The organism is Sphingomicrobium marinum (assembly GCF_026157105.1).
Taxonomy (GTDB): Bacteria; Pseudomonadota; Alphaproteobacteria; order Sphingomonadales; family Sphingomonadaceae; genus Sphingomicrobium; species Sphingomicrobium marinum.
In genome coordinates, this window is the sequence record NZ_JANPVQ010000001.1 from 1,744,245 (window position 1) to 1,756,123 (window position 11,879).

An 11,879-nucleotide genomic window follows, 5' to 3' on the forward strand; every position below is an offset into this window, starting at 1 on the left:
TGAGTCGCCAGCCTATTCGGCTATCTCCGGCGGCCCCAGCGTCATCAGATAGTCGAGCAGCGCATCCCGCTCCGCGTCCTTCAGCGATGACAGATTGCGCACCGCCACGAACTTCATCACGCCGTGGCTCATGCCATCATCGCGCGTCCCGGTGCGCAGCAGCATGGCCAGCCGCTCGCGCCCCATGGCGGCAACCTCTGTTAGCGGCGGCGCACTCGATGAGCCTTGCAGCCCCGCGCCGTGACACTCCGAACAGGTGACCGCGGCCACATAGCGCCCCAACGCCATCGCATCGCCGCGATCGGGGGGCAGCTTACGCCGATATTCTTCGACCAACGCCGGCGACTGATCGATGATGCCGTAATCGAGCAACGCTTCGGTCGCCTCGCCCCCGCGCGGTAACGGCCAGTCGCGCCCGGCGGGCTCGAGCGTTCGCAGAAAGGCGATCAGCGCGTCCATATCGGGCGCGCTCAATCGCTGCAGCGTCTTGGCAGGCATGTACCACAGCGCATCGCGCCGCGGATGCACGCCTTCGCGCATCAATCTGACAAGCTGGTCGTCGCTAAGATCCGCCATCCGCCGCGTAAGGTTGGACGCGAAAATGAAACCGCCGTCGGGATCATCGCTATAGTTGCCGCCGCGATAGTCCGCGCCGTGGCAACTATTGCAGCCGAGGACGACGCTGAGCCGCTTGCCATGGTCGCGCTTGGCATCGCTTGTGGCGGCTTCAGCGCCGACAAAGCTTGCCGGCATCGCGGCGGGCGCGGTCTCGAGGGCAACCGGTTCTTCGACGGGCATCGTGCAGCCAGCCAGCAGGCCGGCAAGGGTCAAGCAAGAAAATGGGCGCATGGGCATCCTCCCCTCATGGAACAACGAGCATAGCAACTTTCCAATGGTGCGCATTGAGCCTCGTCAAAGCTCAGCACTGCTCAAAAACCTTAATCTATGCTATCAAGCGACTCGCTCGCAGCGCCGTGGCAAGCGGTTGATGTGCGGCATCAGGAGGACGGCATGACTTATTGGAAGATCAAAGCGCGTCAGTTTGCCAATTGCAATTGCGAGGTTGGTTGCAACTGCCAGTTCGGCGGGTTTCCAGACAAGGGAAAGTGCGAGGCTGCCGTCGGTTTCATCATCGATGAGGGCAGGCACGGCGACGTCGACCTCGCGGGGTGCAAGGCCGGTGCCATCTTCAAATGGCCGGGTGCCATCCATAAAGGCGGCGGCGAAGCGATCGCCTTCGTCGACGAGAGCGCCTCTCCCGAACAACGAGAGGCCCTCCTGCGCATCATGACGGGGCAGGATACGGATGCCATGGCAACGCATTTTGCCGTGTTCGCTTCGACGGTCGAAAACATGCATGAGCCGCAATTCCTCCCGCTCGATTTCGAGATCGACGTCGAAGGTCGCAAGGGTCACCTTGCGGTCCCGGGTCATTTCGAGACCAACGGCCGGCCGATCATCAGTCCGGCAAGCGGCGAAGAAGTTCGCTCGCGCATCCATATCCCTGCCGGGTTCGAATATGAGTATGCGGAAATTGGCTGGGGTAGCACCACTGGCAACGGCCCGGTGCCGATCGAGCTTTCCGACAGCTATGGCCAATTCTGCCATCTCAATCTCGATAGCCAGGGTGTGATCTACAATTGAAGCCCGAAGCGATCGAGGCCGGCCTAAGACATCACCGCCTCGCATCGATTGCTGCTCTTGCAGTCCTTGCCATGCTGGCCTGGGCTTGGCTGATCAGCGGCGCCGGCATGGATATGGCGCTGATGACCGAGCTGGCCTTGTTCCCGCACATCGCTGCCGACACGATGGCCATGCCCGCCAGCTTCGCCATGCTCTTTGCAATGTGGTGGGTGATGATGGTCGCGATGATGATCCCTTCCGCAGCGCCGACGATTCTCCTTTATGGTCGCGCTGCACGGCATGGAGGGATTGCCAGCCCCAGCACTGGCCCGTTTCTCCTCGGCTACTTGCTGGTGTGGGGAATTTTCGCCGCGATCGCGGCAGGCGTGCAGCTCCTCCTGCAAGACGGGATGCTGGTCACAGGCATGGCGATGAGCTCGGCCAGCCGCGCATTTTCGGCAGTCCTGCTTGTGGGCGCAGGCCTATACCAACTCAGCCCCCTGAAGGACCGATGTCTGTCCAAATGTCGCAATCCGGCAATGTTCATCGCCCGTCACCAACGACCAGGAGCGACGGGCGCACTGCGCCTCGGCCTGCTGCACGGCAGCTATTGTGCGGGATGCTGCTGGGCGCTGATGGCCATTCTGTTTGTGGGCGGGGTCATGAACATCGTCTGGATCGCTATCCTCACGCTGCTCGTCGCCGCTGAGAAGCTGCTGCCGCGCGGCACCGCGGTCGCCCGTGTACTGGGCGTCGTCCTTATCGCATGGGGCGCGGCGACGCTGCTGGTCTAGCCGCCGGCGCCCACCAGCTCGCGGCCGATCAGCATGCGGCGGATTTCGTTGGTACCAGCGCCGATGTCGAGCAGCTTGGCATCGCGCATATAGCGTTCGACCGGCCAGTCCTTGGTATAGCCCGCGCCGCCCAGCGCCTGCACCGCCTCGCCCGCGACCTTGAAGGCGCTTTCGCTCGCCAGCAGGATCGCGCCTGCCGCATCGAAGCGCGTCGTCTTGCCGGCATCGCAATTCTTGGCGACCGTATAGACATAGGCACGCGCCGAATTGAGCGCGACATACATGTCGGCGATCTTCGCCTGCATCAGCTGGAAGTTGCCGATCGGCGTGTCGAACTGCTTGCGCTCGCGCACATAGGGAAGGACCACGTCAAGACAGGCCTGCATGATACCCAGCTGAATCGCCGAGAGCACCGTGCGCTCATAGTCGAGCCCGCTCATCAGCACCGCGACGCCGCCATTGACCGGCCCCATCACGCGTTCCTCGGGCACGAAACAGTCGTTGAAAACCAGTTCCGATGTCGGCGAGCCGCGCATTCCGACCTTGTCGATCTTCTGGCCGATCGAAAAACCTTCATCGTCCTTCTCGATGAGGAAGGTGGTGATGCCGCGCGAGCCTTCGCCCGTCTTGGCATAGACGACCAGCGTTTCGGCATAAGCGCCGTTGGTGATCCAGAACTTGGTGCCGTTGAGGCGATAGCCGCCATCGACCTTATCGGCTTTCATCTTCATGCCGACGACGTCCGAGCCTGCGCCCGCTTCGCTCATCGCCAGCGCGCCGACATGCTCGCCCGAAATCAGGCCAGGAAGATATTTGGCCTTCTGGTCGGGATTGCCCCACTTGGCGATCTGGTTGATGCACAGGTTGGTGTGCGCTCCATAGCTCAAGCCTACCGAGGCGGAGGCGCGCGCGATTTCTTCCTGCGCCACGCAATGTTCCAGATAGCCGAGCCCCAGCCCGCCATCGTCTTCTGGGACGGTAATGCCGTGCAAGCCCAGTTCGCCCATTTGCGGCCATAGCTCGATCGGGAAGCGGTCTTCGCGGTCGATTTCCTCCGCGATCGGTTCGATCTTGTCCATCGAGAAGCGGCGCGTGAGGTCGCGGATTTCGTCCGCCATTTCCCCGAGCTGGAAGTCGAGGCCGGGCATGTCGTTCATGGGGTGTTATCTCCTGTTCGCGCCGCGCCTAGCATTGGCTGCGCTCGGGCGACAAGAGGATTAGCCTTCCGGCGGCGGCACCATGGTCGCAGGGCGCAGTTCGCCGCGATGGCAGGTGTAGCAGGTCACCCTGTTTTCGCTCATGTCGGTCAGGCTGGCGCGTTCTTCGCCGGGCAGCTTCTCATCCTGGTTGAGCGCATGGGTGAGCAACAACATCTGGCGGGCGCGATCCTTGGCGGGCTTGGCATCGCTTTCAAAGTCGTAGGTCGACAGGGGCGCGCCCTCCTCGCCCACATGGCAATAGGAACAACGCACGCCCAGCGACTGCGCGAAATGCTTCATCAGTTCGGTGCGCGCGCCCCGGTCCATGTCCGCAGGCAGCACGTTCTTGCTTTCATGTTCGGCCACATCGGGATGCGCGAACGCCATCGACAGGCCCATGGTGCAAAGTCCCGCTGCCAGCACCGCCGTTGCAATCTTGCGCATATCCGTATCTCCCGATTTCTACCGAACGCTACTCCTACCGATGGCGGCGACGCAAGATGGGACGCGGCCGGTGTTATCCGAATAGCCTTAATCAAACACTCAGGACTCGATTTTGGACGTCGCGGACCCTACGTAGCGCACGAAGCAAATCCAAAATACCGGAGCCCGACCAATGACCGACACCGTTATTCTTTCCTATGCCCGTACACCGATGGGATCGATGCAGGGCGCGCTTGCGGATGCCAGCGCTACCGACCTGGGTGCTACCGCGGTGAAGGCCGCTGTCGAGCGCGCCGGTGTCGACGGCGCCGACATTGACCGCATCTACATGGGCTGCGTGCTGCCCGCCGGTCTCGGCCAGGCGCCCGCTCGCCAGGCGGCGCTGAAAGCCGGCCTGCCCAAATCGGTCCAGGCCACCACGGTCAACAAGGTCTGCGGCTCGGGCATGCAGACGGTCATCCAGGCCGACGAGGCGATCAAGGCGGGCAATGCGACCACTATCGTCGCGGGCGGCATGGAAAGCATGACCAACGCCCCCTACCTGCTCAAGAAGCACCGCTCGGGTGCGCGCATCGGCCACGACACCGCCTATGACCATATGTTCCTCGACGGGCTCGAGGATGCTTACGATCAAGGCCGCGCGATGGGCACGTTCGCGCAGGATACGGCCAACGACTACCAGCTGACCCGCGAAGACATGGACGCCTACTCGATCGAAAGCCTCGCCCGCGCCCAGCGCGCGATCAGCGAAGGTGATTTCGCCGACGAGGTCGTTCCCGTGACGATCACCACGCGCAAGGGCGACGTCGTCGTCGATACCGACGAAGCGCCCGGCCGCGGCAACCCGGACAAGATCCCGACGCTGCGCCCGGCATTCGCCAAGGACGGCACCATCACCGCTGCGACCAGTTCGTCCATTTCGGACGGCGCGGCCGCGGTCGTCGTGACCTCGAAAGCCGCCGCCGAAGCCGCGGGCAAAACGCCGGTCGCGCACATCATCGCCACCGCCGCGCATGCGCGCGAACCCAAAGACTTCACCGTGGCGCCCATCGGCGCGATCGAAAAGGTTCTGGATAAAGCCGGCTGGGACGTTGCCGACGTCGACCTGTGGGAAGTCAATGAAGCCTTTGCCTGCGTCGCAATGTTCGCGATGAAGGACATCGGCATTCCGCACGACAAGATCAACGTGAATGGCGGCGGCACGGCGCTCGGCCACCCGATCGGCGCCAGCGGCACGCGCATCATCGTCACCCTGCTCAATGCGCTCAAGAAGCGCGGGCTCAAGAAGGGTGTCGCCTCGCTCTGCATCGGTGGCGGCGAAGCCACCGCGATCGCGCTCGAACTCGCCTGACGCTGGACATCCAAGGTTAAAACTAGCCCTCTCCGAACCATCGGGGAGGGCTTTTCCGTGACCTTTCAAGAGCATGGACATCGCTCGGTTCTGGCCGGTGAAACCTAAACGCGCGGGTCCTCGATTTGAACCGCGCGAACCATAGTCGCCTAACCGATTATATTGTGCTAGGTGGCTCTTTCTCTAAACAGAGGGGGAGAAGCACGACATGAAGAAATTGATCCTTTTGGCAGGAGCCGCGACGCTCGCCGCCTGCTCGGCCAACGACAGCGCGGATGCCGGTGAAGAAGCGGTCGAAGATACTGCGATGGATGACACCGCCATGGAGGAAGCCGCGCTGGCACCAGATGGTGGGCCGGTCGCCGGCACCTACGAAGTGACGCCCGAAGAGGGCGATGCGTGGACCACGGTTATCGCTGCGGATGGTTCGTATACCTCCACCTATGCAGATGGCACCGTGGAAACCGGCACGATGGCCATGCAGGACGAGATGACCGCCTGCTTTGACAATGCGGCCGATGAAGAAGGCCCGGTGTGCAGCGCAAGCACAATCGGCGAAGACGGCACCTGGACCGCAACCGGCGAACGGGGCACGGTAACCGTCGTGCGTAAAGACGGCTAAGCGCCACGTTCCCAGAACCAGTCGAGAAGGGCGGCCACATAGTGCGCCGCCCTTTTTTTTCGTCGGGCATTAACCATGTATCGTCCCGCTGCGGGATAGCATTTGAACGCGAGACTGCGGGTGATTGTTATTCCCTCAAACGAACTTGAGGGACTCGATATGAAACAGCTTATCATTGCTCCTGCCGCCGCCGCGCTGGCATTGGCCGCTTGCGGCGAGGCAGAACCGAGCGTGGAAGCGCTCGACGAAACCGCAATTCCTGAAAGCGAGACCGACCTTGCCGGCGAGGCGAAGGACGCCGACCCGCGCTTTGCCGACACGGCGTGGGAATGGCAGTCCGCCGAAGCCACCATCGTGACCACCAATCTCGACGCCGCCGGCACCTATCGCACCGCAGGCGCGGGCGAACTCCTCGACCAAGGTCGCTGGAAGGTCAAAGAGGATCGGCTTTGCTTCGACAGCGAACTGCTCGATGACGAGCCCGGCTGCTTCCTCGCGAAGAAATTCCACCAGCTCGACATCGGCGAGACGTGGGAAACCGAAAATGACGATGGCGAAACCGCCCGATTTACGCGCGTCGTTTACCAGCCGATTGCCTTCATTCCTGCAAGCTGATTGCACTGGTCATCGCAGCGCGGCGACAGCATAAGGGACGCATGAAGACTGCCTTCCTGCTTCTCGCCTCAGCCGCGCTGCTCGCCGCATGTTCGGATGGAACGATCGATGGCGACGAGGACGTCGTCACGCTCGAGGGCGAGCAGGCTAGCGGTCCTACGCGCGCCGGGAGCTATGAAGTCGTGGTCGAAGGCGAAGTCATGGGGACCACCGACATCGAGCCCGATGGCCGCTACGCGTCGCATTACGCCGACGGCACCGTGGTGACCGGTCAGATCCGGCGCGAATCCGCCACGCGCATCTGCTTCGTGCCCGATGGCGACTTCGCTACGACCTGTTTCAGCGAGGGCGATCCGCGTCCCGACGGCAGCTACGAAGTGGTCGGAGACGACGGCACCACCGCCACGATCCGACCAGCCGGCTGACGAAAATCTATTCGAACTTTTCGCCCGGATCGACGCCCCACAGCACGTCCTGCGCGACCCAGCCGTCGCGGCTGTCATCCATGACCATAAGGCAGAAGGTGCCGTTGCACTCGTCCAGCTTGCCGACCACCCCCGGCTCGGCGCGGTAACGGATCGGAGCGTCGAAATCGGGCGTCACGTAGAGCGGAACGACCTCGTCGCCCCGGATCATCCCGGTGCGCCGTTCTGAAAGCAGCGCAACCGCCATCCAGCCGGTTTCACCATCGGGATCGGTGATCTTGCGCCAATTATCGTAGCGCTGCGTAATCTTCACCGGCAGGTCGCGGCGCTGATATTTCCAGGTCGCGGGATAGGTTTTACCCGGCCCCGTGCGCATCAGCGCTTCGCCCGAACTGATCGACGCCCAATATTCGACGTCTTCGGCCTCTTGAGCCGCTGCCGGCGCCGCCAGCATCAGAAGTAGGGGCGCCCAGCGCATCATGCCCCGGTCAGAATCCTGTCGACGAGCTGCTTCACCGTTGGCACGAAACCGTTCGAGTAGAAGGGATCGGACTTGAAGCGGAACGCGGAGTGGCCCGCGAACATGAGATTTTCATCCACCGGTCCGCCATGCGCGATATCCTGCAACGTCTTCTGGATGCAGAAAGAACGCGGATCGGCCAGTCGCCCGGTGGTGTTCTTCTCGTTGTCCGCCCAGCTCGAAAAGCTGCACTGCGACAGGCAACCCATGCAATCGGCCTGGTCCTTGCGGATTTCCTTCATCTCCTCGGGCGTGACGAAAATCAGCGTGTCCTCGGGCGTCTTCATCGCCTCGGTGAAACCGGCGCCATGCCATTCGCGCGCATGGTTGAGATCGCCCTTGGTGACCCAGAACTGCTTTCTTCCCTTGACGCCAACGTCGAGCGTGAACTTGTGCTCGCCCACCTCTTCCTTGGTGAACGCGATCTGGCGCTCGCTGCGCGCTTCGAGGTTGCGCAGGAACGGATTGCGCACCGCGGACGAATAAAATCCGGTGGGGCTGAACTTATGCAGGAGGATATCGCCTTCCTCCAGCGTCATCAGCCGCGCCTTCCATTCGGGCGGGATCGGGCTTTCCTGCGTGAGAAGCGGCCGCGTACCGAACTGGAACGCGATGGCGCCCAGTTCCTCGTTGTCGATCCAGTCGTTCCATTCGTCGAGGCGCCACACGCCGCCCGCCATGATGATCGGCACGTCTTCCGACACACCTTCGGCGCGCATCATCTTTCTCAATTCGGCGACGCGCGGATACGGATCCTGCGGCTTTTTGGGGTCTTCGGCATTGGACAAACCGTTATGCCCGCCCGCCAGCCAAGGGTCTTCATAAACGACCGCGGCCAGGCCTTCTTCGAACTTCGAATAAGCCCGCTTCCACAACGCGCGAAAAGCGCGGCCCGAGGATACGATGGGTAGATATTTGACCCCGTACTCTGCCGCGATTTCCGATAGCTTGTAGGGCATGCCGGCACCGCAGGTGACGCCGTCGATCAGCCCTTTGCAGCGTTCGAGGACACCGTGCAGCACGCGCTGCGCGCCGCCCATTTCCCACAAGACGTTGATGTTGATCGCGCCCTTGCCCGAAGCGATTTCATAGGCGCGCTCCACCTGTGCGCTGGCGCCGTCGATGGCGTACTGGATCAGCTCTTCGTGGCGCCCGCGCCGCGTCATCTCTTCATAGACTTGCGGGATGATCCTACCGTCCGGATCATAGCTGTCGGCATTGACCGCGCTGACCGTACCGATACCCCCGGCAGCGGCCCAAGCGCCCGACGATGCGTGATTGGTCGCCGAAACGCCCTTGCCACCCTCGATCAACGGCCAGACTTCCTTGCCGTTATACTGGATGGGCTTCAAACCCTTGAACAAAATACTCTCCTGTGTTGGCGACGCTATAGGCCGCCTATGCCCTAGGGGCAATCACTACTGCAGCGCGTAATCGAGCCCGATATCCACAGCCTCGCTGCCCATGGTGATGCGGCTGGTCGAGATATAATCGACCCCCGTCTCGGCAACCGCGCGAATGGTGTCGAGGTCGATCCCGCCCGACGCTTCCAAGGGCACGCGGCCGGCAACGAGCGCAACCGCTTCGCGCAATACCGGAGGCGGCATGTTGTCGAGCAGCAGACGGTCCGCACCTGCCGCCAGCGCCGTCTCGATCTGATCGATGCGGTCGACTTCGACCTGCACTTGCAGGCCGTGATCGCCGGCCTTGGCGGCTGCGACCGTCTTCGCCACATCGCCGCCGTTCACCGCGATATGATTGTCCTTGATGAGCAGCCCGTCATCCATGCGCATGCGGTGGTTGGTGGCGCCGCCCACCTGGCTTGCATATTTTGACAGCGCGCGAAGCCCCGGGATCGTCTTGCGCGTGTCGAGGACTTTTGCGCCCGTGCCCTCGATCGCGTCGGCATAGCGCCGCGCCATCGTCGCGATGCCGCACAGGACCTGCAGCGTGTTGAGCGCAGATCGCTCGGCCGCCAGCATCGCGCGCGCATTTCCTGTTAGTCGCATCAGATCGGTGCCCGCCGGTGCCTGGTCACCATCGGCTACCAGTTTCTCGATCCTAACTCCGGGATCGAGCGCCTCGAAAAATGCCGCTGCGACCCCGATACCCGCAATGACGATATCCTCGCGCGTATCCATGACGGCGGAAAACTTCGCAACAGCTGCGATCGTATGATTGCTGGTGACATCGCCGCCCTCCCCGAGATCTTCGGCAAGGACGCGGCGGACATAGTCTTCGAGGTCGAAATTTTCGATCATGCGATCCCCTTTTCGACCATCGGCGCTAATCGCTCTCGGCCTCGCGGGCAAGCTGCGCGACGACGCTCGCCGCGCTTGCTTCGGTCGGCTGCCAATGCGCCTCGTCGTGTTCGCGCACATAGCGGTGCTGGCGGCGCTCGACGAAGTTGTCGCCGTCCCAGCCGATCACGCGGATATGGCAGTCGGTGCGATGCGCATTGATGATGTTGAAGCTCGGCGGCTCGGTTCGTAGCCGTCTCGAAAAAGCGGTACCCGCCTGGATTGCCAGCGCGCTGCCGTCACCATGCGGCAGGTCGAGCGTGCGATGCACGCTGCTGGTATGATTATGCCCCGTGAGCACTAGGTCGATGCCGACATCGTCGGTCGCGTTGACCACGGCCATCTGGTTCTGGATCGCATCGCCCGGTTCCCCGCCGCGCGGGAGCTCCCACAGCGGATGATGGCACATCAGGATTCGCAGCGCATCATCCGCTGCACTCGCAAATTTTTCGCGCATCATCTCGATTTGATCGTCGGAAATCTTGCCGTTCTTCACCACCAGACCGCGCGCGGAATTGAGCCCCAGGATCGCCAGCCCGGGCTCCTCGTGCCACCAGTTACGATGCTCTTCGCCGATATGCCTGTCCCAGCGCCCGTGCGGTTTCACGAACCGCTCGAAAAGGTTGACCGCTGGGACGTCGTGGTTGCCGGGAACGAACAGCACCTTGTGTCCATGGTTTTCGATCTTGTCGAGCCACGCTTCGGCCTGGTCGAATTCCTCCTTGGTCGCCCATTGGGTGAGATCGCCCGCGACAAGCACGAGATCGGCGTCGGTCCCGGCAATCCATTGTTCGCAGGCATCGACGATATGGTCTTCCTGGATGCCAAAATGAATGTCGGACAGGTGTACGAATGTGTGCATGTCCCCCGAACGCACGAAGGCTGACATTCGTTCACCCCCGCGCTATCGCTGGCGCATGGATCGCACCGCAGACAATAGCGGCACCCGTGAGGTCGCCGACGCGCTAAAGTTCGAAACCGCGGCGCTTGAATATTGGATGCGTGCCAATGTCGAAGGCTATCACGGCCCGATGGAGGTCAGCCAGTTCAAGGGCGGCCAGTCCAACCCGACCTACAAGATCGATACGCCGGGGGCCTCCTACGTGCTGCGGCGCAAGCCGCCTGGAAAGTTGCTGCCCGGCGCGCACGCGGTCGAGCGGGAATATCGCGTGATGAAGGCGCTCGGCGCCCAAGGCTTCCCCGTCCCCAAGGTGCATTATCTTTGTGAGGACGAAGAAATTATCGGCACGCCCTTCTTCGTCATGGACATGGTGGCCGGCCGGATCATCTGGGAAGCGCAATTCCCGATGATGGAGAAGGCCGAGCGCGCGGCCCATTTCGACGCGATGAACACGACCATCGCCAAGCTGCACAGCTACGAGCCTGCAAGGGTCGACCTTGGCGATTACGGCAAGGGCGAAAGTTTCGTTGCGCGGCAAGTCGAACGCTGGAGCGAAAATTATCGCAACGACGTCGATGCCGGCCGCAACGAGCATATGGACCTTCTGGTCGACTGGCTGAACGATAACGCGCCTGACATGGACGAGCCGGTGCGGCTCATCCACGGCGATTTTCGCTGCGACAACATGATCTTCGACGCGGACGAGCCCGAGGTACTGGCCGTGCTCGACTGGGAGCTGTCGACGCTTGGCGATCCGGCTGCCGATTTTGCCTATCACCTGATGATGTACCGCGTGCCCGCTGGCGTGTTTCGCGGTATCCAGGGCCTCGATTTCGATGAACTCGGCATCCCAAGCGAGGACGATTATGTCGCACGCTATTGCCAGCGCACCGGGCGCGGTGGCCTGCCCCAGCTCGATTACCTGATCGTCTACAATCTGTTCCGGCTGGCGGGCATCATCCACGGCATCAAGGGCCGCGTGGTGCGCGGAAACGCATCGAGCGCCCACGCGGCGCAAACCGCGAAGGCGCTCGAACCGTTAGCCGCGCTGGCGTGGCAGCAAGCCCAGACAGCGCGGCTCTAAC

14 protein-coding genes are annotated in these 11,879 nt (G+C 62.4%); 7 read left to right on the forward strand and 7 right to left on the reverse strand.

Features of this window, described 5'->3' with window-relative positions; genetic code table 11:
• Positions 1 to 12: 12 nt before the first annotated feature.
• The gene (locus NUX07_RS08925; protein WP_265530225.1) at positions 13 to 849 is read right to left on the reverse strand and encodes a cytochrome c; all 837 of its coding nucleotides are present in this window, start codon (positions 847 to 849) and stop codon (positions 13 to 15) included.
• Between the two features lie 162 nt (positions 850 to 1,011).
• Here NUX07_RS08925 and NUX07_RS08930 point away from each other — a divergent pair, with 162 nt between their 5' ends.
• Both NUX07_RS08930 and NUX07_RS08935 read left to right on the forward strand, forming a co-directional pair.
• Positions 1,012 to 1,644, forward strand: coding sequence for a DUF1326 domain-containing protein (locus NUX07_RS08930; protein ID WP_265530226.1), 633 nt, complete (start codon positions 1,012 to 1,014; stop codon positions 1,642 to 1,644).
• A gap of 71 nt (positions 1,645 to 1,715) precedes the next feature.
• Positions 1,716 to 2,417 (forward strand): DUF2182 domain-containing protein, encoded by a 702-nt coding sequence (locus NUX07_RS08935; protein WP_265530227.1) that lies wholly within the window; start codon positions 1,716 to 1,718, stop codon positions 2,415 to 2,417.
• Here the strand turns inward: NUX07_RS08935 and NUX07_RS08940 are convergent.
• Positions 2,414 to 3,565 (reverse strand): acyl-CoA dehydrogenase family protein, encoded by a 1,152-nt coding sequence (locus NUX07_RS08940; RefSeq protein ID WP_265530787.1) that lies wholly within the window; start codon positions 3,563 to 3,565, stop codon positions 2,414 to 2,416. The two genes, NUX07_RS08935 and NUX07_RS08940, sit on opposite strands and share 4 nt — an antisense overlap.
• A gap of 69 nt (positions 3,566 to 3,634) precedes the next feature.
• Positions 3,635 to 4,060, reverse strand: a complete 426-nt coding sequence (locus NUX07_RS08945; protein ID WP_265530228.1) for a c-type cytochrome — start codon at positions 4,058 to 4,060, stop codon at positions 3,635 to 3,637.
• Between the two features lie 172 nt (positions 4,061 to 4,232).
• Between NUX07_RS08945 and NUX07_RS08950 the strand changes: the two genes are divergently transcribed.
• From NUX07_RS08950 to NUX07_RS08965, 4 genes are all read left to right on the forward strand, one after another.
• A complete protein-coding gene (locus NUX07_RS08950; RefSeq protein WP_265530229.1) occupies positions 4,233 to 5,411 on the forward strand; it encodes a thiolase family protein in 1,179 nt (392 codons plus the stop codon).
• 208 nt (positions 5,412 to 5,619) lie between these two features.
• Positions 5,620 to 6,033 (forward strand): hypothetical protein, encoded by a 414-nt coding sequence (locus NUX07_RS08955; RefSeq protein ID WP_265530230.1) that lies wholly within the window; start codon positions 5,620 to 5,622, stop codon positions 6,031 to 6,033.
• Positions 6,034 to 6,192: 159 nt separating this feature from the next.
• Positions 6,193 to 6,648: a hypothetical protein gene (locus NUX07_RS08960; protein ID WP_265530231.1), complete on the forward strand. Its 456-nt coding sequence runs from the start codon at positions 6,193 to 6,195 to the stop codon at positions 6,646 to 6,648.
• 41 nt (positions 6,649 to 6,689) lie between these two features.
• Positions 6,690 to 7,073: a hypothetical protein gene (locus tag NUX07_RS08965; protein WP_265530232.1), complete on the forward strand. Its 384-nt coding sequence runs from the start codon at positions 6,690 to 6,692 to the stop codon at positions 7,071 to 7,073.
• Positions 7,074 to 7,080: 7 nt separating this feature from the next.
• Here NUX07_RS08965 and NUX07_RS08970 read toward each other — a convergent pair whose 3' ends face one another.
• The 4 genes from NUX07_RS08970 to NUX07_RS08985 are packed head-to-tail and all read right to left on the reverse strand — an operon-like array spanning position 7,081 to position 10,755.
• Entirely contained in the window at positions 7,081 to 7,551 is a 471-nt protein-coding gene (locus NUX07_RS08970) for an SH3 domain-containing protein (RefSeq protein ID WP_265530233.1), read from the reverse strand.
• On the reverse strand, positions 7,551 to 8,957 hold the full coding sequence (locus tag NUX07_RS08975) for an NAD(P)H-dependent flavin oxidoreductase (protein WP_265530234.1): 1,407 nt from the start codon (positions 8,955 to 8,957) through the stop codon (positions 7,551 to 7,553). The genes NUX07_RS08970 and NUX07_RS08975 overlap by 1 nt, the downstream gene beginning before the upstream one ends.
• Before the next feature lie 54 nt (positions 8,958 to 9,011).
• On the reverse strand, positions 9,012 to 9,854 hold the full coding sequence (gene nadC, locus NUX07_RS08980; protein WP_265530235.1) for a carboxylating nicotinate-nucleotide diphosphorylase: 843 nt from the start codon (positions 9,852 to 9,854) through the stop codon (positions 9,012 to 9,014).
• Positions 9,855 to 9,879: 25 nt separating this feature from the next.
• Positions 9,880 to 10,755 carry a metallophosphoesterase family protein gene (locus NUX07_RS08985; protein ID WP_265530236.1) on the reverse strand — a complete coding sequence of 292 codons (876 nt, stop codon included), beginning with the start codon at positions 10,753 to 10,755 and terminating at the stop codon, positions 9,880 to 9,882.
• A gap of 55 nt (positions 10,756 to 10,810) precedes the next feature.
• On the opposite strand from NUX07_RS08985, the gene NUX07_RS08990 reads away from it, so the two are divergent.
• Positions 10,811 to 11,878: a phosphotransferase family protein gene (locus tag NUX07_RS08990; protein WP_265530237.1), complete on the forward strand. Its 1,068-nt coding sequence runs from the start codon at positions 10,811 to 10,813 to the stop codon at positions 11,876 to 11,878.
• Position 11,879 lies beyond the last annotated feature (1 nt).